This window comes from Methylobacter tundripaludum SV96, from assembly GCF_000190755.2.
Taxonomy (GTDB): Bacteria; Pseudomonadota; Gammaproteobacteria; order Methylococcales; family Methylomonadaceae; genus Methylobacter_A; species Methylobacter_A tundripaludum.
On the sequence record NZ_JH109152.1, the window covers coordinates 890713 to 914726 of the forward strand.

Sequence of the window (24014 nt, forward strand, 5' to 3'; positions counted from 1 at the left end):
AGTTTCTTTTGATTCATAAGTTTTCTTTTGTCTCATAAGTTTTCTTTTATTATACAAGGAATCATCATGCAGATAGAATCAATCTCGGCAGGAAATAAAAAGGTCGTGATGAATTTGCGCCACAGTGCTGAAGTTAAGGCTTTTGTTGATGCAAAAGCTGCCGAAAACAACCTGCTCCCAAGCACCATGTACCGCAATATTTTCAATGCCGGGCTTAAAGCCATGTACAACTTGGATATACGGAATAATCAAATCGTTCAGGAATAACTAATCGTATCGCTAGTTGATTAGCGATTCCCTGAGAAATGGTTTTGAATTATCGCTAATAACTCATCTCGTTAAAATACGTGTTTTAATTCAAAATGCAGCGAATTAACATCAAGATTATTGATAAGGGCCGTTTACTGAAAACCTTAGGTATAGACTGCAACATAGAAATTGTCGTACGCCTTTTCAGGGTTTCTACGGATTATCGCCAAAATATAAGAGAGAGTATTTTTCGTAGATTCAGTGTACGCAGCTTCTGAGGGATCGTATTAATAGCTTGCAACATGAGGGCTTGTAGAAATAATACTGGCCAATACTATGCAACACATATCCAGTCGATCGTTTTACCAGCCTTCGCCAAGCTCAGACCGAACGGTCTCTTGTAATTGTTTTGATAAAACGATCTGTTAGATCATCGCCCATGTACCAGTTGTTCGGCTGGCACATATTCAACGTCAATAGAGGATAGAACCATGTCGGATCAATTTGGAATAATTAAAAAAATGGCCCAAATACTGGGTGCGATTGAAACTTATATTTATAAAAACAATGATCATCTACTCAAGCAGCGCAGCCGCTTTATTGACTTGTGTACGATTGGGCTATCTGAATTTGAAGACGATTTTTTCACCTATGATCAGCTTAAGAATTTGGTCATTAATATGGTTAATCAGTGCGAATCTTCGTCCGACATCAAATGGCGCATCGATGTAGATAATTGTACTGCCGATCAAGTGGCGGTTATTTGCCAGCCCAGCCAAAAGCGGTTTGTAATGCCATTAAGTTTGTTTATGGCGTCAGCGCTGATGGGTAGTGCAACGCGAAATACATTACATGGGTGATTGATTGGGTGGTGTTTTGGTTAAGCTAACCATGGCAGGTTTTTTCATAAATATCGGCGTCTAAAAATATGTTTCTGGACGTCTCATTAATGTTTGTCGTATTCCAGGAGTGCAAGCTTTGCTTGCCTGTTGGCAATACATCATTAATGTGTATGAGTGGGCTATCGCCTCTAAGCATCCGAGCTGAGCAAATTGACGCTCTCAGCCGCGTAGGCCGCGTATGTTTTTATGCCCGGCATTCCTGTAGTTAGATATAACGACGGATTTTTTTAAGATGATTGCGCTTCGGAGATGAATCGGTTTACATCACTGGTATCTACAACAATGCAATCAACTCAAGCGTGCCATAAAAATGGGGCGAAGATCGTATGCCGCCACGCAAGATGCAGGTCACGCTGTTTTCCTGCAAATATTTATAGAACACTTCGTTTGAAAACCGTACGGTGGTTAAAGATAACAATGCCGGATTTCAACGACCTTGCTTCGCAGACAATAAAACCAACTGTCCGTTTTTATCAATGGCATCCTTTAAATAGTAGGATTTTGCAATAACCGGCACTTCGAGTGCGGGCAGGCCGAATTCCAGCAGCAAAGACAAGCTGGGGAAAAAGCATGGATATTGGAGTTGCCGTATTTAAACGGCAGTGGAGTGATCTTCCCACGGCTTGTTTATGACACCGTGGGAAGGGGGGCGTTCTTACTTTTTACGCCTTTTGTCTTTTGCCTTTTCAATTTCCTTGGCCAAATACCCTGAGGCATTAACCGGGATAGTATCGGCGGTCAAAATAGCACCTAACTCGCTCATCGCTTTGAGATAAACCTTGCGCTTAAAATACACCACGTCTTTAAGGGGTTCCCAGTAATCCACCCAGCGCCAGTCGTCAAATTCCGGTTTGGCGCACTGATCAAAACGCACATTGGATTCATGCGTAATCAAGCGCAACATATACCAGATTTGCTTTTGGCCTATGCATAACGGGAGGGAATTCTTGCGTATATAGCGCTCGGGCAGCTGGTATCTCAGCCAATAGCGGGTACGCCCAAGCACCTGGACATGCTGCTGTTGCAGTCCCGTTTCTTCGCACAACTCTCGATACATCGCCGCTTCTGGGTCTTCATTCGGATTTATCCCGCCTTGCGGGAATTGCCATGAGTTTACACCCATTCGTTTTGCCCAAAACACGCGACCCTCGTCATTGCAAAGGATGATCCCGACATTGGGCCGGTATCCTTTAGAGTCAATCATGTTAAAACCTGTGTTTTTACCTTTCCTAGTTCTTTAATCTTGCTGATGGTAAAATTATTAAAGAGAGGTCAGTAATTTAAATTAATGACAGCATTGTTCCATAAATAAAGTGCAGATGCCATAGCGCACAGCTCTTTTTAATTACTCAAGACAGGATTAACCGTGAGCTTAGCGATTTTTGATTTGGATAACACGCTGATTGCCGATGACAGCGACTATTTATGGGGACAGTTTCTTGTAGACCAGGGCATCGTTGATAAAAGTTACTATGAAAGCGCCAACGCCAAATTCTACGATGACTATAAACACGGCACTCTGGATATTGTCGAGTTTCTCCGCTTTTCACTACAACCTTTGGCGGACAACGACCCCGATCAACTTTATCAGTGGCGGGCGCAATTTATAGAAGAAGCCATCAAACCGCTGTTGTTAAAACCTGCGCAGCAGCTGATCGCCAAACATAGAGACCGGGGCGATACCTTGCTGGTCATTACCGCAACCAACCGCTTTGTTACCGAGCCGATAGTCCAGCTGTACGGCATTGAAAATTTACTGGCGACCACGCCGGAATTTATCGATGGCCGATATACCGGCGGCTTTAACGGCATCCCTTGTTTTCAGGAAGGCAAAGTTAGGTTGCTGGAAGACTGGTTAAAGGGCTCAACCGAAACCATGCAAGGTAGCTGGTTTTACAGCGATTCCCACAATGATTTGCCGCTGCTCAAGCTGGTAGACCATCCGGTCGCTGTCGATCCAGACGAAAAGCTGACCGAATTCGCCGACGCCGCCAACTGGCCGGTCATCAGCCTGAGAAACGGCCAATGTCCGACGCATCATTTTCATAAATAGAAAACACGGCAACATAGATGTGTGTTGCCCGTTCCTAAATTACTGCCTGGTACCACAATGACGATTATGACTTTCCCAACCATAGAATCTTTTGTCGGCAATACACCTCTTGTCAGACTGCAACGCTTACCCGGCAATACCGGCAACACTATCCTGGTTAAGCTGGAAGGCAATAATCCGGCCGGTTCGGTAAAAGACCGTCCGGCGCTCAGTATGATTAAACATGCCGAGGAAAGAGGCGAGATTAAGCCCGGCGACCGGCTGATTGAAGCGACCAGCGGTAACACCGGCATTGCCCTGGCGATGGCGGCGGCGATCAAGGGTTATAAAATGACCTTGATCATGCCGGATAACATGAGCGAAGAACGCCGGGCTTCGATGAAAGCTTACGGCGCCGAGATCATCCTGACGCCTGCCGCAGGCAGCATGGAGGCGGCGATTGATTTATCCAGGGAAATGGAAGCAGCAGGCAAGGGCAAGGTGCTGGATCAGTTTTCCAATCCCGACAATCCGCGTGCGCATTATGAAGGCACCGGGCCTGAAATCTGGCGCGATACGCAGGGCAAAGTAACCCATTTTGTCAGCTCCATGGGTACGACCGGTACGATTATGGGCACGTCAAAATTCCTGAAGGAACAAAACAGCGATATTCAGGTGATTGGCGTACAGCCGGAAGGCGAGTCTAAAATCCCCGGCATCAGGCGCTGGCCCCAGGAATATTTGCCGAAGATCTACATGGCTGATCGGGTTGACCGGATTATCGATGTTGACCAAATTTCAGCTGAAAACGTCACCCGCGCTTTGGCGGCCCAAGAGGGTATTTTTGCCGGTATTTCATCCGGCGGCGCTGTTCATGCTGCCTTGAAATTGTCTGAAGAAGTTGAAAATGCGGTGATTGTGGTCATTATCTGCGACCGGGGTGACCGGTATTTATCTACGGGTGTTTTTCCTGGCTAATGAAAGCCCTGTTGAAGGGTTTGTAGGGACGACCAACCGGTCGTCCTTATTATCGTTCCCAAGCTCCGGGGCTCATCGTTATACACAACTCCGCCCGAAAGTCGTCATACAGGTAGGAATGCCCTCGTTCCCACGCGCTGCGTGGGAATGCAGTCAAGGCGCGCTGCGCCGCGAGTTACGAACAGCGTCTTGCGTATACGGGACGCAGCGCGTCCGGCACAGCATTCCCACGCAGCGCGTGGGAACGAGGAGTAGTGACGGTGTTTCGCAGACACTTGTGTATCACGATGAGCGCTCCTGCGTGGGAATGCAGTATTTGACGCTCCAGCGTCGTCTTGAGCCTAGATAATGTGGGCGCGTTTTGCAGTGATGATCTTGGTCATCATCGTTACTTTAACAACACCCACCGCCCATGCATTGGATAACGTATCGCTTAATGTAGGAACCATTGCAGGAAGCCAATGGAAGCTGGAAGGCGTCAATATCGCCTTGACCGACCTGTCGCAAAACCCGCAAAAACTGGCCTTAACGATCGCAAAGTTAAGCCTGCCCAAACCTTTCAACGACCTCAATCTGGTCAATATCCGCTGCACTGCTTTCACTTGGCAAAACAAGGAGCTGATGTGCGAACAGGGCAGGGCGGAGATGCGTTCAAAGCAATGGCAATCGCCAACCGCCAATTTTTCTTTTCATGTCACGGAAAAGCGCAGCTCATTCAAATTAACCGCTTTACATCTGGCCGGTGGAATCATTGCGATTGACGGCGAAGAGCAGGGCGAGCTATGGCAGTTACAGATCGACGCCAAAGCGGTGGATGGCAAGTCGATTCAACAGCTATTGCCGCAGGATCGGTTCAAACTGAAAGGCGGCAAAATCAATGTTAAGTTAAATGCGTCCGGCAGTTATGCGCGGGTTAATGAATTTACCTTAACCGCCGGGCTTAACGGCCTGACCGGCCAGACCAAAGACGGGCGGTTGGCTACCGAGGCATTAGTACTGGAATCAACCCTGAACGCCCAACACAATAACGGCTTGTGGCAATGGCAAAGTCATATCGAAATTAACGGCGGCGCGTTGTATGCGGAGCCTTTGTACCTGGAAGCGGCCGGGCAAAATATCATTTTGGATGCACAAGGCGACTGGAACGCATCAGACAAACGAGTCGAAATAAAGTCTGCAAGTTACCGGCATTCAAAAGTCGGAGAATTAAGCGGCAGTGCAACCGTTCAATACAAGGATGGCGCAAGCCTTGAAAAAGCTCAACTTTCGTTGAACAGTGACAATTTGCAGGACTTGTCTGCAATCTACCTGAAACCGTTTTTTGAGCAGACCGTATTGCAAGGCGTTACGCTCGCAGGCCATTTAAAAGCCGATTTTTCTATTAACGACCAATTCTTAACCGCGTTGGCGGCAAGCTTTAATAATCTTGATGTTAAAGATGCAGCCGGGCGCGGCGAAATTCAGGGCGGCGTAGGTCAGCTCAACTGGGCGAACGATGAAACCTTTAGCCTGCCGTCGAAATTTGCCTGGCGGCAATTGCAGGTGCGCGCCGTGCCCATAGGTCCTGCCGAGCTTTCACTGCTGAGCAGAGCTGACAGCATCCGGCTGTTAAAAAAGACCCAACTGCCTTTTTTGGGCGGCGCAATCGCTATCAACCAATTCAACTGGCAGGCCAAAAAGCAGCAAGACCCCGAGCTGTCCTTTGAAGGCGATGTCAGTAATGTGTCGCTTGAGCAACTGTCTCTGGTCCTAAACTGGACACCGTTATCCGGCACCATCAGCGGTCATATTCCCCGCGTCGAGTACAGCAACAAAACCCTGAGTCTGGGCGGCGAACTGATCGTCAAGGTTTTCGACGGTGAAGTTAAAATCAGCAATCTTGCCTCTTCGGGATTATTTACCGATTTCCCCAAATTTCACAGCGATCTGGAAATCGAAAACCTGGATCTGGATCAGTTAACCGGCAAGTTTAAATTCGGCGGCATCACCGGCAAGTTATCGGGTTATGTCCGACAGTTGTACATGGAAAACTGGCATCCGGTCACTTTTTTCGCGTGGCTGGGCACGCCGGAAAACGATGATTCGCGGCACAGGATCAGTCAAAAAGCGGTACAAAACATCGCCAACATTGGTGGCGGTGGTGCAGCTGATCTACTGTCCAAAAGTTTTTTACGTTTTTTTGAAACCTTTGGCTACGACAAGCTGGGTCTGGGTTGTTACTTGCATGACGGCGTGTGTCAATTGATGGGCGTAGAGGCTAGAGAATCCGGCTATGCCATTATTACCGGCGGCGGCCTACCACGGATTGATGTGATCGGCTATAACCCCCGCGTTGACTGGAATGTGTTGATGGATCGATTGAAGCGTATTTCGACATCGGATGAAGTGATTGTTGAATAAATGATTACCCAGTAGCTAAGAAGCTGTTTAAAAACCTAATAAATTCCGTGTAAAGACAGTGTATTTCAGTAGTTTTGATGAATACTCGGTCACTGATAATCCATGGAAAGCCGTCTGGAGTATCCAAGCTAGGCAAAAGAGCGTTCAGCAATCCATCTGTGAGGCAGTACGACAGGCTTGCCACATATAGTATCCGCCATTGGCAACCTGTCTTGGTGAGGTAGAGAATGCCGTTAACGATTTCGCGAAATGGATAGCTTCGCGGTCTACCCCCTGTTTTTGGGATGCGTGCAATTTCAAGTACCGGACATAATAACCGTCATTGCTAGCCAGTTAAATTCGTCAAGTACAACCGTCAGCCCTCCTAAGCCAAAAATGTTGTAGCTTAATCGAGTGCTTAGGTTTTTAAACAGCTTCTAAGGGATTTTTACCAAGAAAGTCACGAACGACTTGCAGGGATTAGTTCACACAAAATACCTTCTGCAAAGCATAGAGGAAAATTTTTCGATAAATATTCTCGTTGACAATACAGCACCTGCACACGTTTAGGTCATTTATAGATATAGACTCACAAGAGTGTCAGCTTTGGCGGGCATACGTCGACAATTTTTTGCGGCACAATAATAATGTAGTTCAACACCATGCCGACGATACGCGCAACGACACGCCGACTCGCGGAATTACGAATAATGAATATGGAGGAAAGCGGCATGATGAAAAAGAATTGTGGTACGTCCTCTATTACCCACGGGTTGAGTGACGGCATGGTGAGGTTAAGCTAAACAATGGCGGAGAAATGGCGCAACAAACTACAGGCCGACGCTTACGACTTTGCCCCGGACATCCAGCGCTTGCAGCACCAGCCGCCTTCGCCGTTGCCGCGTGCGGTGCTGTGGTGTCTGTTGGCGTTGTTGCTATCCATGCTGCTGTGGTCGATCTTCGGCAGGCTGGATATTATCGCGGTCGCCCAAGGCAAACTGGTGCCGCAAAGCTCGGTCAAGATCGTGCAACCGGCCGATGCCGGTATCGTCAAGGAGATACTGGTCAGCGAAGGCGATGAAGTACACGCCGGGCAGGTGCTGGCGCGCATGGATACGCAGTTCTCCGATGCCGACGGGCGCTCGCTGGAAAGCGAGCTGCATCTTAAAAGCCTGCAATTGCGCCGTGCCGATGCGCAACTTGCGGACGTTTCGCTCCAGCCGAATAGCGATGATCTGCCGGAACTGTTCGCCCAAGTCAACTCTCAATATATTGCCCGCCAGAAAGCCTACGCCGATGCCCTCGGTACGGCGCACGCTCAGCGCAGCAAAGCCCAACAAGAACTGCAAAGTGCGCTGGAAATCGAGACCAAGCTAAAACAGACCGTGCCGATTTACAAGGCACATGACGAGGCGTTTCAGCGTCTGGTTAAAGACGGTTCGGTTTCCAAATTTATGGCCAACGAAAAATCCCGCGATCATATCGAAAAGGAACAAGAGCTGCGCGCGCAAAGCTACACCGTGGATAGCTTGCGCTCAACGATCCGCCAAACCGAACAACAGATCGCCCAGATCACCTCCAACTATCGGCAGGAGTTACAGAACGAACGGGTGCAGGCCGAAGGCGAATACCGAAAATTGCAACAGGAAAACCAGAAACAGGCGCACCACCACGAACTGTTGGAACTCAAAGCGCCGCAGGACGGCATCGTCAAAGACATCGCCACCCACACCCCCGGCACCGTGGTTTCGCCCGGCACGGTAGTGATGACCGTTGTGCCCAAGAACGACCCGATCGAAGCGGAAGTCTGGATCACCCACCTGGATGCAGGCTTTGTGCAATCCCAGCAACATGCGCAAGTGAAGCTGGCGGCGTATCCGTTCCAGAAATACGGCATGGTCAACGGCGAAGTCAGCCAAGTAAGCCCCGATGCGACTGAGCCGGATAAAGGCCAACGCGATGAACCGGGTTACCGCGCCGTGATTCGCCTGCCCAGCGCCTTTCTGGAAAACGCCGGAAAGCGCTATCGGCTCACGCCCGGTATGCAGGTGACTGCGGAAATCAACCTGGGCAATCGCAGTGTGCTGGAGTATCTGCTATCTCCGGTACAAAAAGCGGTATTTGAGGCAGGGCATGAACGATGAGCCTGGGAATGAATAGAAATGTCGAACAGAATATCGGGCTTCGTCATCGTTTTCTGAGTATCTACAAAACTTTCCGAACAATAAGACATGAGTAGAATATTTGTAAGCTGGGAGCTCGGAGCCAATTTCGGCCACCTTACCAGGCTCATGCCCATCGCAGAGCAATTGCGTCAGTTGGGACATGAGCTGTTTTTTGCCGTGCGCGACACTGAAGTTGCCGCCGCACTGCTGGAGCCGCAAGAATTCCCATTCACTCAGGCACCGTTTTGGCACGGGCGAGCCTGCTTATCGGCGCCACCGATTAACTATGCCGAACTATTGATCGCCGAAGGTTATTGTCAGCAAGACGGTCTATCCGGCATGTTGCGCAGTTGGCTGAGTTTGTTCCAACTTTTTCAGCCCGATGTCGTGGTAGCCGATTATTCGCCTACAGCATTATTGGCCGCTCGTATCGCCAAAATTCCAGCCGTTTGCATTGACAATGGCTTCGGATTGCCGCCCAACATTGCACCACTACCGTCGATCCGCGCTTGGGAATCGATAACCGAACAACGCCTGCAACATGCCGAAGAAACGGTTTTACGTAGCATCAACTTTGTTTGCCGTGCCTTCGGAGGTTTAGAATTAGAACGATTAGTTGATTTGTTTAACACCGAAGGAACGGTCTTGACCACGTTTGCGGAGTTGGATCATTATGGCTGTCGCAACGAAACGGAATACGCCGGTCCTGTTTTTTCGAATGCAGGCGGGCAAGCCGTACAATGGCAAAGTACGCATCGGTGGAAGGTAATCGCTTACCTTCGTCCCAGCGTGCCGGGTATAGGCAACCTGCTAAAAGCGTTAGCCGAACTCGATGCCGAAGTCATCTGTGTGGTGCCCGGTCTCAAGCGTTTGAATCGCGCTATTGCGAACCGCTTGCGAGTCTATGTTAACCCCGTCCGGCTGGACAATATTATTTCATCGGCCGATCTTGTGGTGTCTTATGCCGGATCGGGTATGGTCTGTTGCGCGCTTTTGGCAGGCGTGCCCTTATTGTTGGTGCCTCAGAATGTCGAGCAATATATGTTTAGCTGCCGGGTTGACGCACTGGGGGCTGGATTAGTGATGGGGACAAACCGTAGCGAAGCGGATTTTCGGATTTCCCTGCAACAGTTGCTGGATGAAGATCGTTTTCGAGCAGCGGCGAAAGCATTTGCAGCACAGCATAGCGGTTTTCATCCCGATCAGGCGGTTAGCTATGCGGTACGAGTGATCGAGACGGTTTTAAGTCATCAGTCGTAGCAAGTAGCATGAAAAGCATCCCCCACTTGGAAATTCACCTTGCCCATGCTTGCAATCTTGCTTGCGAGAGCTGCTCCCACTATTCCAACCAAGGGCACAAAGGCATTCTTTCATTAGCCGAAGCGGAGCACTCGATGAAACTGTGGCATCGGCGGCTGGTCCCACACACTTTCTCCTTGTTGGGAGGCGAACCCAGTATTCATCCCGACCTGCCGGAGTTCGTTTTGCTGGCCCGCAGAATCTGGCCGAGTGCACATCTGCGTCTGGTAACCAATGGCTTCTTTCTGCACCGGCACCCAGCCTTGCCCGCCATTCTGCAACGCGATCACAACACCAGTATTTATCTGTCGATTCATCACGACGGGCCGGAATATGCAGAAAAACTCCGGCCTGTCATGGAGCTATTGAAAAGCTGGGTTCGCAATTACCGGATTCGAGTCAATATCTACCTGTCGTTCAAGCACTGGACTCGTGTGTATCGAGGCAGCCGAAGTGCTATGGAGCCGTTGAAAAATGGGCTGCCGAGGCAAAGTTGGGAGCGTTGCCCGGCCAAACATTATCCGTAACTGTTTGAAGGGGAAATATGGAAGTGCGCATCGTTAGCCTATTTGAAGCTGCAAGATGCCAAGTATCGTCTTTCCGACAGTTGGAAACCGTACTTGCAATATCAACCGTTAGAGTCAAATTGCACCGACGAGCAGCTAGTGGAATTCTTTCAGCGTGAGGAGGAAGCGTTTTGCGGCATGTGTCCGGCCAATCCGGAGAGGTTCAAATTGCCTATACCGTTTAAGTCATCAGGTGATGGGCAGAGACGATAATCAAAACCATCGATACGATGAATTTTGCGTTGCGCCACGATTCCAGAGTCATGCACCGGTTTATCGTGCGCTTTTCAGCAACCGTTGGTAAGCCATGATAAGTAGTAATGCGAAAGTTATTAGGAAGTAAATTTATTGTGTCAAACTGGAAACGATTGCAATAACAGACAAAAATTAGGAGTCCACCTGAAATTCATCGCCAAACTGACCCCGGAAGAGGAAGTAACGTTAACCGAAGCCTATCGTAACCACCCATTATTCCGGGTTAGACAACGGGCACATGCTATCTTATTGAATAATAGAAGGTATGTAATTGCACGGCTGAGCGAATTGTTTGAGTCCCAGCATGAGACTGTCAGCTCATGGTTAGACAAATGGGAAACAGAGGGATTAATAGGGCTTTACGATTGTCCACGAAGCGGTAGGCCTGTGCGCTTCACGGTTGAGGAACAAGCCGTTTTTCTGGGCTATATTGACAAAAACCCACACCAGCCCAAGGCCGCCGCAGCACGATTGCTGGAGGAGACGGGCAAGGAAGCCAGCCTTGACACCTTTAAACGAATTTTAAAAAAAGTGCCTATGCCTGGAAACGTTGTCGGCAATCAGTGAAGGGAAAGCGTAATGAAGCAGATTTCCAACGTGATAAGGCATATCTGAAGGCCTTGAAACAGCAAGAGGATGATGGGGAATTGAAGCTTTACTACTTTGACGAATCCGGATTTAGCACGACACCCTGTGTACCCTATGGATGGCAACGGATTGGCGAGACCCGACAAATACCCTGCTATCGTAGCAAGCGCATGAATGTGTTAGGTTTTTTGATTCGCAGCAATGATCTGTTTTTCCACAGCTCCGAACAATCGGTGACAACGGATACGGTTATCAATGCCTTTGATGCGTTTGTCGAAACGTATGCAGGCAAGTACGAAGAAACTAAAGTGCCGTGCTGTGTGGTGTTGGATAATGCTTCCATTCATCGTAGCGGCGTATTCAAAGAAAAGCTGGCGGGCTGGCAACAACGTGGTGTGTGCTTACATTTTCTTCCGCCTTACAGCCCAGAGCTGAACCTGATCGAAATACTCTGGCGTAAAGTTAAGTACGAATGGTTGCCGCTTGATGCCTATCAAAGTTACGGACACTTGAAAAAGTGGGTGTTGGAAATCCTGAGTGACATCGGTAAAAAATTCCAAATAACTTTTGCGTAACTACTTATTGAAGCCATACGGACACACTTGAACAAAAACTGTGTGCTGGGTTTCGGGATGAAATCGAAGCCAATTTGGGCGTCGTATTAAAATCAAACCATAGGGACGGCCAAGAAAACCAAAAGATGTCCACGAAAAATTTACCCCTGCTTATATTTTCTGCTGGGTGCGACATAAATGAGATTACCATCACAAAAATATGGATATTGGACATGTAACTAGGCAAACTCACGCCCAAGTCAACCTATTTAGAAAGCTAGATATATTTTTAGCATATATGCCCCTTTTACTGCTTAAAAAGTTCAGCATAGGCTTGCATATAACAGCAACTTAATAAGCCACAATGGCATCGTTGCTAAATATCATGCGGGCTGTACGTAATACGCACTGACGAGCGGGATTACAAATGATGAAATAGACAGGAAAGCAGGAATGAAAAAGAATCATGGTACGCCCTCTTATATACTATTGATTTGAGAAGAAAATGAGTGCGGTGATGAACGGAAACAGAAATGTCGAACAGAATATCGGGCTCCGTCCCCTATTTTTGCCCAACAACCAACCAGGACACCTAGATCGTCTACTGGATTTTTTGGGGCGCTCAAAAAAAATCGGAGTTCTTGTCCCATTAAGCATTTCCGTTCCATTAAAGTTGCGGATTATAAAATATACGAATTTTAAAGAATCAGTAATATTAGACAAAGTTTATGCTACTAATGGAATAGTAAGTTCTGGGTCAACAGAGTTAAATCAACTAATTGATGATTTAATTATTAAATCAGAAAAATATCGAATACGGCTAGAAACTATTGAGGCATTTCCCCAATTGTCCGACACAAAAGTCGAATTTGGTATGTACTACATTCGTCCCCCCATCATGTAAATCATAGGAGTATTAAAAATGGCAATGCTTACCGTAGAAATAGCTATGCAACAGGTTTTTAACCAGCGTATTCAGCGTGTACTTAATAAAAATGTTCTTATGCTATGGGGTTTATTTATGTATTTAACGGGATGTTCATCTTTTAATAACACAATAATAAAAATGCCTATCGCCTTGCACCAAGCAGGTAGCGTAACGGAAGCCGATTTTAATATAGCGCAGGATGATAGGATAACGCTTCGTTTAAGGTTTTTTGTGAATGACCAAGGCCATCGAGATCGCCTACTGTTTTTTTTGGATAGCCCAGAGAAAAACAAAATTTCTGTGCCGCTAAAAATACAAATTACACAACATATTGGCTCTAAAAATGTGTCGATTCTTGAAAGAATATACTCAGTACCAGGGTTATTCGGAATTGCGGAAAATTTTTTTGATATAAAAATAGATGACTTAACTATCAAATCGGGAAAATATCGGATAAGGCTAGAAACTATTGAGGAATTTCCTGAATTGTCCGACACAAAAGTCGAGTTTGGAGTTTATTACATTCGCCCCCCGATCATGTAAACCACAGGAGAAGTAAAAATGGCAACACTGACCGTAAAAGCTGTTAGGCAATACTTTTACCGAGCCCTCCAACGTGCGGCTCACAAAAGGACTTTTATGTTATCGGGGTTATTGATGTGTTTAACGGGATGTACATTTTTTGATAACACCATAATAAAAATGCCCATAGCCCTGCATCAAGCAGGTAGCGTGGCGGAAGCAGATTTCGAAATAGCGCAGGATGACAGGGTAACCCTTCAGTTAAGGTTTTTTGTGAATGACCAACCAGATGATCGAAAGCGCTTGCTGGCATTTCTGGGAGGATTTGGTGAAACAAAAACATCCATCCCAATAAAAGTGCGGATTACGAAACATATATCCCCTAAAGAAGACTTGGCTATACTCGAAAAAACTTATCCTGCTACTAAATTAGCTGGTTATGGAGCAAAAGAATTAAATCGACTAATTGATGATTTAACTATTAAATCGGGAAAATATCGGATAAGGCTAGAAACTATTGAGGAATTTCCTGAATTGTCCAATACCAAAGTCGAATTTGGTATGTACTACATTCGCCCCCCCATTATGTAAACCACAGGAAACTTAAAAATGGCAACACTTACGGTAAAAATTTCTCAGAGCGGCACAACATACGATTTCACCGGAAATTCTCTGGCCGGGCATGTATGGCTTTCTGCTGATATCGACGGCACTGGCTCGGCACCTGCCGTTTCAATGGGGTTCGCTCCAAGGACAGATGAGCAGGGCAAGCCTTTTGCCGCAGGAGACGTTCATCCTGATGATGATCAGAAATATCTTGAAACGTATTACACCGGAACAATTGTCATCAGTGACAGCCAATATAGCCAACTAGTCGCTTTTGCAAACTCGCCAGAAAGTTATGGATTCAGCACCTTTTATAACGTACTGACTAATAGCTGCATTGATTTTGCTTGGAAAGGATTAGAAGTCATTGGGTTGAACTCAAATGTGAATTAAGAGCTAACGCGTAAATAATTCCAAAAAAACATGGCGGCGGCCAACTTGCCGAATACATGCACCATCAGACCGCTGTATGATCGAACCTTACCCGCGCATTCAATGCCTGTTTGTTGTTCAATCCAGCCGAATAAAGTTTCAATCGGCTGCCTGATACGAGAAACGGCAGTCGATAACCATTGATCCTGGGGGCCTAAATACCTTTGGCCTTTTTGTTTTTTTACCGGCGTTAATACCGTCAGGTTTTGAGTTTCTTTCACTTCTTTTGCATCTGATCGGTGATAGGCTTTATCGCCATAGAGCTCATTGTGAGTTAATTCAGGCCTAATCTGATCAAATACTGTTCCATCATGGCAACTTGCTCCGGTTACACCAATGTATTCAGGATTCGGCAACGTGCCCGCTTGACGACGCCCGACGATATGAACCCGAACACCGTAATAGTACAGTTTCTTGGTTGAACAATAGCCCGCATCCGCTAACTCCCTTGCAACGCGTGCTTTAAACCGGTGACCTTGCTTGGCTAGCGCCACAGGGAAAGAATCCATCAACCAGACTTGCCCTTGATTTTTTCTTCTTGCTCTTGCTGAATGATTTCCAGCAACGGCGCGAAAACATCAGCTACCTTATTCAGTCGCTGAACAAAGGCTGTGTAACTGGGTAGCCTTGGAAACCAATGCCGCAAATGGCGATCGGCATAACCATAGATCTTTTTTAGCTCTCTATTTTTATCAATGACACCGAATAGATAGATCGCTATGACTTCTTCATCTGTAAAACTCAAGTCTGCGTAATTCGACATTCGCTGACTATAAACCCAAAGGTTATCCTGATAGCGCTTGCATACATACAGGTAAATTGTTATTAATTGTTCTTGCCAGTTCATCGCTTACTTAGAGGATTGGGGGGAGTCGTGTCTTTCCCAATAGTCTAGCCCAACCGGTGATCTGGCTTCTATTTAGCTCTTAATTCACATTCAAGCGGATTTGAAGGAGATCCCTGGTCATCGTGGAATGCTGACGATATAGATAGGGTACTCTACACCTATTTATTTAAAGGCTTAACAGGTTGGAACTCGGATTGGGCAAGCCAAGGAGGATTTAATGCAATTTACGGCAGTGGGAATGATGAGGATATTCAAGGAGTAATCAGCATTGATATTCACAGCCAAATCGGCGCTAACGCAATTTATGGTGGTGGAGGTAACGACACATTAACAGGGACGGTATACGATGACAAACTCTACGGTGGAGACGACAACGATTTTCTTTATGGCTTAAACGGGAATGACATTCTCCAAGGCGGCGCTGGCACCGACACCTACATCTACAACCAAGGCGACGGCTTCGACACCATTGTAGACAGCGACGGTCAAGGCAACATTGTCTACAACGACGTTACGCTGTCAGGCGGCAGCCAATACGGCGATGCCCGCGTCCACCGCGACGCCGATAAGCGCCTCTACGTGGACGTTGGCCAAGGGCTGGTGATAGACGGCAACATCCTGATCAAGGACTACCAAAGCGGCAACCTTAATCTAACCATGACCGGCGCTATTGCCGAGACCAACCCGCAAACCACCCTGGACATCGCCGGCGACCTCGCGTCCCTGAATACCGGTGCCGACGCCCTCGGCAACATCATAACCGACCCCAGCCAAGCCGAAGCCAACCGGGAAGACACCCTTTACGACAGCCCCGGCAACGACCGCATCCTCAGCGGCAACGACATCGTCACCGCCCTACGCGGCGGCAACGACCTGATCGAAGCGGGCGCGGGCCAAGACAAATTCAACGGCGGTGCGGGCAACGACGTCATCATAGGCTGCGCAGATAACGACATCCTGGCAGGCGGCGCAAATGACGACCGACTTTACGCGGATGCACCCATCAGCGTTGCCGACGCCATCGCCGCCGGCAACAGCCAAACCGGCAGCGGCCAGAAAGGCGAATGGCTGGCCGGCGAATCCGGCGACGACACTCTGATCGGCGGAGTCGGCAACGATGTCATCACCGGGGGCGGAGGCAATGACCTCTTGATCGGCGGCGCGGGCGATGACGACATCAGCGGCGACGCCAACTATGTCGCGAGCGATCTCAACTGGACAATCACCACCACCAACGGCGTACGACAGTATTCGCCGGTGGTTGGCGATATGGCCCCGGCGGATGCCGGTGCCGATGTGATCTATGCGGGAGCAGGCAACGATTACGTCTGGGCCGGGCAAGGCAACGACGTCCTCTTCGGCGAAGACGGCAATGACATTATTATGGGCGGCGCGGGTAACGACATTATCGGCGGGCAACAAGGCGACGACGTACTGATCGGCGGCACCGGCAAAGACACCTACCTTTTCAACCGGGGCGACGGCCGCGATACCGTCATTGACACGGAAAAAGACAGCAACCTCCTGTTCGGCGAAGGCATCAGCGCCGGCGACATCACCTTGCGGCTCGGTTCTCTGGAACTTGATCTGGGCAACGGCGATCAAGTACACATCGACGGATTCGACCCCAACGACGTCTTCAACAGCTCCTCAGTCAGCACCTTTCGCTTTGCCGACGGCACCGAGCTGAGCATCAACCAACTGCTGGCGCGCGGTTTCGACCTGGACGGCACCAGCGGGGACGACACTATCACCGGCACCAACACCACCGACCGTATCCGGGGTTTTGACGGCAACGATACCTTGAGCGGCGGTGCCGGAAACGACAGCCTCGACGGCGGCGCCGGAGCCGACATCCTGATGGGCGGCGCAGGCGACGATACTTACCTCGCCGTCACCGGCGAAGACACCCTCACCGACACCCAAGGCCACAATACTATCCAACTGGCGCAAGCCAACGGCGTGGGGGCCGGCGGATTAAAAGCGACTCATTACGGCAACCAGAGCCAATACCTCCGCGTGGACATCGCCCTGGATAACGGCGAAACCCTCAAAATCCAGGATGCCTTTTACGGCACCGACGCCACCCTCCTATTCGCCAACGGCCATCAACTGGACCTGGAAACCCTGGTGGGTGCCTCGCTGACCACCGCCCTTAACCTGCAACTGGATAATAGCGGCGGCAAACTCTACGGCGGTGCAGGCAATGATCGCTTATACGGCGGCAGCGGCGGTGACAGACTCAGCGGCGCATGGGGTGACGACACCCTCAGTGGCGGAGCCGGTAACGACACCCTGATCGGCGGCGCGGATCGCGACCTGCTGCTGGGCGGTGCCGGTAATGACATCTATGAGCTGAGTGCGACCTCCGGTGCCGACTTGATCACCGATACGGAAGGCGACAACATCATCCGCTTTGCCGCCGACATCAGCGCCGCCAACTTGACGGTCAGCACCCTAACCATGGCCGGGCAGCCCGCACTGCGGATGAAAGTGAACGGCGTGGAGGACGCAACGATCACCAGCGGCGTTGACCACTACAGTTTCGAATTTGCCGACGGCAGTCGCATGACCTCGGCGGAATTCCTGCTGAACTTCCGGGCCGAGCCGCAGACCGTTTACGGTAACGACACCGGCGACACCCTGTATGGCGGCCAAGCCGCCGATACCCTTTACGGCCAAGGCGGTAACGACAGCCTATGGGGCGGCGCAGGAGACGACCTGTTAGATGACGGCCTGGGTTCGGACGACTATCACTACCGTCCGGGCGACGGGCAGGATGTCATCCAAGAAACCGACATGCCCGGTTCCGGCCAAAGCTCGCAAGACCGGGTGATATTCGGCGCAGGTATTGCCCTGAGCGATGTCACCTTCAAGCATCAGGCCAACGGTGATCTGTCGGTGACCGTCTCAGGCTTGGCCGATACCATCACCGTGACCGGCTGGTACACAGACCCCGCAAAACGCGTGGCAGCGTTTGAATTTGCGGACGGCCTGCAAATCACCGCCGACACCTTGGCCGCACTAGACGTCACCCCCTTGCAAGGCAGCGCCGGAAACGACCCACTCAGCGGTACCGATTACCGCGACATCATCCTGGCCGGAGCCGGCGACGACCTGTTGATCGGCAACGGCGGCAACGACGACCTGCACGGCGAAACCGGCACCGACACCTATCGGTTATCCCGTGGCGGCGGTGCCGACCAAGTGTTCGAAGTCGAAGGCGAAACCTCAATGATCGAAGTCAGCGCCTACAACCTATCCCGCCTGACCGGAACCCGCGTGGGCGAGGATCTGCTGCTGGGCGTTACCGATGCCGACGACAGCCTGACCCTGAAAAATTTCTACACCCTGAATCATGACTGGCAAGTCAAGGATCAGACGGGCGTGCCCCGCGAACTGACCGCGTTGCTGGCAGAAAATGCCGTATATCGAGCCAATCGCAGCGAAATAAATCGCGTGCAGGAAAGTTTTATTGCCGGCATTCAAGACACCGTCATCCAAGCCTACCAAGCGCAAGGCATGGTGCTGCAAGCGGATGGAAGCTGGTGGACGCCCTTGCAGGTTACACTCAGCCACCGGACAGACAACTATGTCCGCTCGCCGGGATATAATGGCAATGTTCCGGCCGACTCAAACTATTATTCTTTAAGTGCCACGGGTTTAACGATCGGCCAGTTCAGTGTTTCGACCTATTCGAGCGATGCGGCGGAAATAAACTACAGTGCCATAGGAAGCCCATCGTTTGCGATTGATGAGCTTCGTACCTCCGTCTCCATTTTTGCGTTGTGCCAAGCATAGAGAGGGAAATTTTTTGATTAAAATTATCGTAGTAAACTCAGTCACCTATACACAATTTTATAGGCATATGTAGATATAGGCCTACACGGGATCAGTTTTGGCTGGCAATACATCGGCAGATTTTTGAGTCACAATGATGTTGTCGCTTAACATCATGCTGGATGGCATCGGCAATGACACGCTTACGGACAGAATTACGAATGATGAAATGTGGAGGAAAGCAAGAATGAAAAAGAATTGTAGTACATTCCCTATTACCAGAATATTGGGCTCCGTTCCCATTTTTGCGTTATTTTGTGCAGCATCAACAGTAAATGCCGCCAGCTTTGATTGTACAAAAGCAGCCATCGATGTTGAAAAAATAATTTGCTCAGACACTTTTATATCAAAATTAGATGACCGATTAAATATTAATTTTCGAGAGGAAATTGAGAAAGCCTCAGATGAAGAAAAAACTAATTTGATTAAACATCAAAAACATTGGCTTAAATTTACCCGTAACCGATGCGAGGATGCCAAATGCGTTAGACGCGCCTATTGGTCGAAGTCAATTGAATTAGGTTCATTTTCAGTTGTAAGGCTATATAAGAAGAGTGACGGTGATCTAAAACAAATACTCAGTACAGCAAACTTTTATAGCACGGCCAATGACAATATAACAGCAATGATGTGCCAGGAAATTTTGGATGGTTTAAAGCAAGCGAAAGCGATTGATCTTGTTAAACCGAAGATAAGCGTTATGAGTTATGAGGATACTGCTTTAGACCCTTGGAAACAACATTGTAACATCGGTCAATCGCTTGTTATTTATCCTGATCTCTCCATGTGTCCCAAAGCGGTATCAGGACATGCAACAGAATCAGATGATTGTTGGTTCCCAACATACGGTCAGCCGCCCTTTAAAATTTTTGAAATACCCATCGATAAAACCGATAAACAACGATATTTGTTTTACATGGATGCGGGTCATGTTACGCCAGATGTAGAAGATGCTGGTAGCGAAGCAGGTGGCAGTGGGGATGCAGGTTTTTTCGATCTGGATGCTAATCATTGTAAAGCGACACATCTTTGGCCACCCTCCTGGCATGTTTATAGAAACATTATTAACATCAAAGATAAATACTATTTTTTAGGATTAGATAGAGGAAAACTTTATAAATTGACAATAAGCCCAATTGATAACACCAAGGCAAAATGTGACTGGTCTGCCAAAAACCCCAACCCTTAATTTATGAGATAAATTGCTATGACTACAATTACCGCAACCCCTCTTGCTGGGGACTTCAACACCGCATTATTCAATTTTCTTAAAACTAAAAATGTTGAAGGTTTTGAACCATTTGTCTACACAGATAGCCGCAACATCCCTACCTTAGGTGTAGGTTATGCACTGGTCACTGGTTCTCCAGGGCATTGACATGTAAGAGCCAATTATCAAGCGGAGTTCGCTGCCAGCGGTATCAATCATTTAACAGCATCTCAACTAAATGTACTTCAGACCAGTTTGCAAAATGCCGCTGACTCACTCAATGGTATTGCAGGGGTAGTAAACCCTTTTAGACATGACGAAAATGTGCTGGACTGGGACATCACTGCTGAACCGCAAGCCTTAGCTTTATTTAATACTATTATTCCCCAATACGATACTACTGTTAAAACATGGCTGGGGGATGATGCAATTTATAACAGCTTGCTGGGCAGTCGAGAAATGCTGGTGCTTGAATCACTGGCTTATAATGGATTTTTCGGCGCGGGTAAAAGTCCCAGTTTGCATAAGGCGATAATTAATGGCAACAGAGCTGAAGCTTGGTATGAAATTCGCTTTAATACATCAACCACTAACATTACGCGTGACTATGCGCAGGGAACTATTTTTGGGCTATATGAGTCAGGTAATATCACTAAAGATGAAGCGCTCAGTGTTTATAAAATGTACACAAAGCATCACGATACAATAGTTGCCGATGATAAAACTCATGCATCATTAATTGCTCCTGCAAATGGTATTTTTTTTATCAACAGCAGGTATTCCAGGGACGACCCAAAAATTAGAACTCGAGCTTCGCCGAGCCGCAGATACAATCGAAACCGAGTATCTTCAGCCCAATAACCTGACGCTTGGCTCTATAAATCCGCTCAACATCCAGATCAGCTACGATGGTACCCCCAATCTAACGGGAGAAGACACCACCACCCGCACCGGCTACACAGATGATTTATTGATAGGTGACGCAAACGGCAACACGCTGCTAGGCCAATCAGGCAACGATATTCTATTGGGTGAAGGTGGTGACGATACCCTGAACGGCGGTACCGGCAACGACACGCTCATCGGCGGTCAAGGTAACGACACCTACATCTACACCCAAGGCGATGGCTTCGACACCCTCTTAGACAGCGACGGCCAAGGCAGCATCATCTACAACGACATTACGCTGTCAGGCGGCAGTCAATACGGCGATGCTCGCGTTCATCGCGATGCCAACAAGCGCCTCTACGTGGACGTCGGTCAGGGGCTGGTGATAGACGGCAACATCATGATCAAGGACTACCAAAGCGGAAACCTCAATCTAACCATGACCGGCGCGGTTGCCGAGACCAACCCGCAAACCACCCTGGACATCGTCGGAGACCTCGCGTCCCTGAATACCGGTGCCGACGCCCTCGGCAACATCAAAACCGACCCCAGCCAAGCCGAAGCCAACCGGAAAGACACCCTTTACGACAGCCCCGGCAACGACCGCATCCTCAGCGGCGGCGGCAACGACATCATCACCGCCCTACGCGGCGGCAACGACCTGATCGAAGCAGGCGCAGGCCAAGACAAAGTCAACGGCGGAGCGGGTAACGATGTCATCATCGGCGGTGCAGATAACGACATACTGGCAGGCGGCGCAAATGACGACCGACTTTACGCGAATGCACAAATCAGCGTTGCCGATGCTATCGCCGCCGGTAACAGCCAAACCGGTAGCGGCTTGAAAGGCGAATGGCTGGCCGGTGAATCCGGCGACGACACCCTGATCGGCGGAGTCGGCAACGATGTCCTCACCGGGGGCGGAGGCAACGACCTCTTGATCGGCGGCGCGGGCGATGACGACATCAGCGGCGACGCCAACTATGTGGCGAGCGATCTCAACTGGACGATCAGCACTACCAATGGCGTACGACAGTATTCACCGGTAGTTGGCGATATGACCCCGGCGGATGCCGGAGCCGATGTGATCTATGCGGGGGCAGGCAACGATTACGTCTGGGCCGGGCAAGGCAACGACGTCCTCTTCGGCGAAGACGGCAACGACAGCCTCAACGGTCAAGAAGGCAACGACACACTGATGGGCGGCGCGGGTAACGACATTATCGGCGGGCAACAAGGCGACGACATACTGATCGGCGGTATCGGCAACGATACCCTGATTGGTGGCACCGGCCAAGACACCTACATCTTCAACCGGGGCGACGGTCGCGATACCGTCATTGACACGGAAAAGGACAGCAACCTCATCTTCGGCGAAGGTATCAGTGCCGACGACATCACCCTGCGGCTCGGTTCATTGGCACTTGATCTGGGCAACGGCGATCAGGTACACATCGACGGATTCGACCCGAACGACGTCTTCAACAGCTCATCGGTCAGCAGCTTTGACTTTGCCGACGGCACCGAACTCAGTATCGAACAACTGCTGGCGCGCGGCTTCGACCTGGACGGCACCGGCCAGGATGACACCATCACCGGCACCAACACCACCGACCGTATCAGCGGACTGGCCGGCAACGATACCTTGATTGGCGGTGCCGGTAACGACAGCCTAGATGGTGGCGCCGGAGCCGACATCCTGATGGGCGGGGCAGGCGACGATACCTACCTCAACGTCACCGGCGAAGACACCCTCGCCGACACCGAAGGCCACAACACCCTCCAACTGGCGCAAGCCAACGGCCTCGGCGCCGGCGGATTAAAAGCGACTCATTATGGCAACCAGAGCCAATACCTCCGCCTGGACATCGCCCTGGATAACGGCGACATCCTCAAAATCCAGGATGCCTTTTTCGGCACCGATGCCACCCTCCAATTTGCTAAGGGCAACCAACTGGACCTGGAAACCCTGGTGGGTGCCTCGCTGACCACCGCCCTTAACCTGCAACTGGATAATAGCGGCGGCAAACTCTACGGCGGTGCCGGCGCCGATAGCTTACACGGCGGTAGCGGTGACGACATGCTCAGCGGCGCATGGGGTGACGACACCCTCAGTGGCGGAGCCGGTAACGACACCCTGATCGGCGGCGCGGGCCGCGACCTGCTGCTGGGCGGAGCCGGTAATGATGCCTATCAGCTGAGCGCGACCTCCGGTGCCGACCTGATTACCGACACGGAAGGCCAAAATATCATCCGCTTTGCCGCCGATATAAGCGCCGCCAACTTGACAGTCAGCACCCTAACCATGGCCGGGCAGCCCGCACTGCGGATGAAAGTGAACGGCGTGGAGGCCGCAACGATCACCAGCGGCGTTGACCACTACAGTTTCGAATTTGCCGACGGCAGTCGCATGACCTCGGCGGAATTCCTGCTGAACTTCCGGGCCGAGCCGCAGACCGTTTACGGTAACGACACCGACAACACCCTGTATGGCGGGCAAGCCGGCGATACCCTTTACGGCCAAGGCGGCAACGACAGCCTATGGGGCGGCGCAGGAGACGACCTGTTAGATGGCGGCCTGGGTTCGGATGACTATCACTATCGTCCGGGTGACGGGCAGGATGTCATCCAAGAGAACGACAACCCCGACGCCGGCCAAAGCTCGCAAGACCGGGTGATATTCGGCGCAGGTATTGCCCTGAGCGACGTCACCTTCAAGCATCGGGCCAACGGCGACCTGTCGGTGACCTGTCGGTGACCTGTCGGTGACCTGT

Annotated in this window: 22 protein-coding genes and 2 pseudogenes; 19 read left to right on the forward strand and 5 right to left on the reverse strand. The window is 49.9% G+C overall.

Going from position 1 to position 24014, the window contains the following annotated elements:
* Positions 1–66 precede the first annotated feature (66 nt).
* Both METTU_RS04030 and METTU_RS04035 read left to right on the forward strand, forming a co-directional pair.
* On the forward strand, positions 67–267 hold the full coding sequence (locus tag METTU_RS04030; protein ID WP_006890022.1) for a hypothetical protein: 201 nt from the start codon (positions 67–69) through the stop codon (positions 265–267).
* A 473-nt stretch (positions 268–740) separates the two neighbouring features.
* Positions 741–1109: a hypothetical protein gene (locus METTU_RS04035; protein ID WP_006890023.1), complete on the forward strand. Its 369-nt coding sequence runs from the start codon at positions 741–743 to the stop codon at positions 1107–1109.
* Between the two features lie 469 nt (positions 1110–1578).
* Here the strand turns inward: METTU_RS04035 and METTU_RS24790 are convergent, their stop codons facing one another.
* Entirely contained in the window at positions 1579–1707 is a 129-nt protein-coding gene (locus METTU_RS24790) for a hypothetical protein (RefSeq protein WP_302050573.1), read from the reverse strand.
* Positions 1708–1806: 99 nt separating this feature from the next.
* On the reverse strand, positions 1807–2355 hold the full coding sequence (locus METTU_RS04040; protein WP_006890024.1) for an RNA pyrophosphohydrolase: 549 nt from the start codon (positions 2353–2355) through the stop codon (positions 1807–1809).
* 162 nt (positions 2356–2517) lie between these two features.
* Between METTU_RS04040 and METTU_RS04045 the strand changes: the two genes are divergently transcribed.
* The 3 genes from METTU_RS04045 (at position 2518) to METTU_RS04055 (ending at position 6561) form a co-directional block, all read left to right on the forward strand.
* Complete coding sequence (locus METTU_RS04045; RefSeq protein WP_006890025.1) at positions 2518–3204, forward strand: histidinol-phosphatase; 687 nt, start codon at positions 2518–2520, stop codon at positions 3202–3204.
* Between the two features lie 66 nt (positions 3205–3270).
* Positions 3271–4161: a cysteine synthase CysM gene (gene cysM / locus METTU_RS04050; RefSeq protein WP_040580011.1), complete on the forward strand. Its 891-nt coding sequence runs from the start codon at positions 3271–3273 to the stop codon at positions 4159–4161.
* A gap of 369 nt (positions 4162–4530) precedes the next feature.
* A complete protein-coding gene (locus METTU_RS04055; RefSeq protein ID WP_150107803.1) occupies positions 4531–6561 on the forward strand; it encodes a translocation/assembly module TamB domain-containing protein in 2031 nt (676 codons plus the stop codon).
* A gap of 4 nt (positions 6562–6565) precedes the next feature.
* On the opposite strand, the pseudogene METTU_RS24915 reads toward METTU_RS04055, so the two are convergent.
* Positions 6566–6865 (reverse strand): annotated as a pseudogene (locus METTU_RS24915) (transposase); the annotation flags it as partial.
* 264 nt (positions 6866–7129) lie between these two features.
* Positions 7130–7327, reverse strand: a complete 198-nt coding sequence (locus METTU_RS23960; protein WP_006890028.1) for a hypothetical protein — start codon at positions 7325–7327, stop codon at positions 7130–7132.
* Between the two features lie 19 nt (positions 7328–7346).
* Between METTU_RS23960 and METTU_RS04060 the strand changes: the two genes are divergently transcribed.
* From METTU_RS04060 to METTU_RS04100, 9 genes are all read left to right on the forward strand, one after another.
* Positions 7347–8684, forward strand: a complete 1338-nt coding sequence (locus tag METTU_RS04060; protein ID WP_006890029.1) for an HlyD family type I secretion periplasmic adaptor subunit — start codon at positions 7347–7349, stop codon at positions 8682–8684.
* Between the two features lie 87 nt (positions 8685–8771).
* Entirely contained in the window at positions 8772–9965 is a 1194-nt protein-coding gene (locus METTU_RS04065) for a glycosyltransferase (RefSeq protein ID WP_006890030.1), read from the forward strand.
* A gap of 8 nt (positions 9966–9973) precedes the next feature.
* The gene (locus tag METTU_RS04070) at positions 9974–10531 is read left to right on the forward strand and encodes a radical SAM protein (RefSeq protein ID WP_217182779.1); all 558 of its coding nucleotides are present in this window, start codon (positions 9974–9976) and stop codon (positions 10529–10531) included.
* Between the two features lie 387 nt (positions 10532–10918).
* Positions 10919–11392 (forward strand): helix-turn-helix domain-containing protein, encoded by a 474-nt coding sequence (locus tag METTU_RS24280; protein ID WP_006893918.1) that lies wholly within the window; start codon positions 10919–10921, stop codon positions 11390–11392.
* Positions 11389–11988 (forward strand): IS630 family transposase, encoded by a 600-nt coding sequence (locus METTU_RS24285; protein WP_050897714.1) that lies wholly within the window; start codon positions 11389–11391, stop codon positions 11986–11988. The genes METTU_RS24280 and METTU_RS24285 overlap by 4 nt, the downstream gene beginning before the upstream one ends.
* A 496-nt stretch (positions 11989–12484) precedes the next feature.
* On the forward strand, positions 12485–12871 hold the full coding sequence (locus METTU_RS04085) for a DUF5625 family protein (RefSeq protein WP_150107730.1): 387 nt from the start codon (positions 12485–12487) through the stop codon (positions 12869–12871).
* A gap of 18 nt (positions 12872–12889) precedes the next feature.
* The gene (locus METTU_RS04090) at positions 12890–13438 is read left to right on the forward strand and encodes a DUF5625 family protein (protein WP_006890034.1); all 549 of its coding nucleotides are present in this window, start codon (positions 12890–12892) and stop codon (positions 13436–13438) included.
* Positions 13439–13456: 18 nt separating this feature from the next.
* The gene (locus METTU_RS04095) at positions 13457–14008 is read left to right on the forward strand and encodes a DUF5625 family protein (RefSeq protein WP_006890035.1); all 552 of its coding nucleotides are present in this window, start codon (positions 13457–13459) and stop codon (positions 14006–14008) included.
* Between the two features lie 18 nt (positions 14009–14026).
* Positions 14027–14416 (forward strand): hypothetical protein, encoded by a 390-nt coding sequence (locus METTU_RS04100; protein ID WP_006890036.1) that lies wholly within the window; start codon positions 14027–14029, stop codon positions 14414–14416.
* Here METTU_RS04100 and METTU_RS25050 read toward each other — a convergent pair.
* Positions 14413–15302: pseudogene (locus tag METTU_RS25050) on the reverse strand (IS982 family transposase). The gene METTU_RS04100 and the pseudogene METTU_RS25050 overlap by 4 nt on opposite strands.
* Positions 15303–15440: 138 nt before the next feature.
* Between METTU_RS25050 and METTU_RS04115 the strand changes: the two are divergent.
* From METTU_RS04115 to METTU_RS23525, 5 genes are all read left to right on the forward strand, one after another.
* Positions 15441–19103, forward strand: a complete 3663-nt coding sequence (locus METTU_RS04115) for a calcium-binding protein (protein WP_006890038.1) — start codon at positions 15441–15443, stop codon at positions 19101–19103.
* A 154-nt stretch (positions 19104–19257) separates the two neighbouring features.
* Positions 19258–20331 carry a lysozyme inhibitor LprI family protein gene (locus METTU_RS04120; RefSeq protein WP_217182781.1) on the forward strand — a complete coding sequence of 358 codons (1074 nt, stop codon included), beginning with the start codon at positions 19258–19260 and terminating at the stop codon, positions 20329–20331.
* Positions 20332–20349: 18 nt separating this feature from the next.
* Positions 20350–20520, forward strand: coding sequence for a hypothetical protein (locus METTU_RS23520; protein ID WP_006890040.1), 171 nt, complete (start codon positions 20350–20352; stop codon positions 20518–20520).
* An 87-nt stretch (positions 20521–20607) separates the two neighbouring features.
* Complete coding sequence (locus tag METTU_RS23000) at positions 20608–21213, forward strand: hypothetical protein (RefSeq protein ID WP_150107731.1); 606 nt, start codon at positions 20608–20610, stop codon at positions 21211–21213.
* Positions 21104–23998, forward strand: coding sequence for a calcium-binding protein (locus METTU_RS23525; RefSeq protein ID WP_006890041.1), 2895 nt, complete (start codon positions 21104–21106; stop codon positions 23996–23998). The genes METTU_RS23000 and METTU_RS23525 overlap by 110 nt, the downstream gene beginning before the upstream one ends.
* The last annotated feature ends 16 nt before the right edge of the window (positions 23999–24014 follow it).

Bases quoted from the DNA above. Each gene is read 5' to 3' on its own strand.
- METTU_RS04070 (WP_217182779.1), top strand. From the start codon at position 9,974: ATGAAAAGCATCCCCCACTTGGAAATTCACCTTGCCCATGCTTGCAAT.
- METTU_RS04100 (WP_006890036.1), top strand. From the start codon at position 14,027: ATGGCAACACTTACGGTAAAAATTTCTCAGAGCGGCACAACATACGAT.
- METTU_RS23520 (WP_006890040.1), top strand. From the start codon at position 20,350: ATGACTACAATTACCGCAACCCCTCTTGCTGGGGACTTCAACACCGCA.
- METTU_RS04055 (WP_150107803.1), top strand. From the start codon at position 4,531: ATGATCTTGGTCATCATCGTTACTTTAACAACACCCACCGCCCATGCA.
- METTU_RS04090 (WP_006890034.1), top strand. From the start codon at position 12,890: ATGGCAATGCTTACCGTAGAAATAGCTATGCAACAGGTTTTTAACCAG.
- METTU_RS04040 (WP_006890024.1), bottom strand. From the start codon at position 2,355: ATGATTGACTCTAAAGGATACCGGCCCAATGTCGGGATCATCCTTTGC.
- METTU_RS04060 (WP_006890029.1), top strand. From the start codon at position 7,347: ATGGCGGAGAAATGGCGCAACAAACTACAGGCCGACGCTTACGACTTT.
- METTU_RS23960 (WP_006890028.1), bottom strand. From the start codon at position 7,327: ATGCCGTCACTCAACCCGTGGGTAATAGAGGACGTACCACAATTCTTT.
- METTU_RS04120 (WP_217182781.1), top strand. From the start codon at position 19,258: ATGCTGGATGGCATCGGCAATGACACGCTTACGGACAGAATTACGAAT.
- METTU_RS04065 (WP_006890030.1), top strand. From the start codon at position 8,772: ATGAGTAGAATATTTGTAAGCTGGGAGCTCGGAGCCAATTTCGGCCAC.
- METTU_RS04095 (WP_006890035.1), top strand. From the start codon at position 13,457: ATGGCAACACTGACCGTAAAAGCTGTTAGGCAATACTTTTACCGAGCC.
- METTU_RS04035 (WP_006890023.1), top strand. From the start codon at position 741: ATGTCGGATCAATTTGGAATAATTAAAAAAATGGCCCAAATACTGGGT.
- METTU_RS23525 (WP_006890041.1), top strand. From the start codon at position 21,104: ATGGTATTTTTTTTATCAACAGCAGGTATTCCAGGGACGACCCAAAAA.
- cysM (WP_040580011.1), top strand. From the start codon at position 3,271: ATGACTTTCCCAACCATAGAATCTTTTGTCGGCAATACACCTCTTGTC.
- METTU_RS04085 (WP_150107730.1), top strand. From the start codon at position 12,485: ATGAACGGAAACAGAAATGTCGAACAGAATATCGGGCTCCGTCCCCTA.
- METTU_RS04030 (WP_006890022.1), top strand. From the start codon at position 67: ATGCAGATAGAATCAATCTCGGCAGGAAATAAAAAGGTCGTGATGAAT.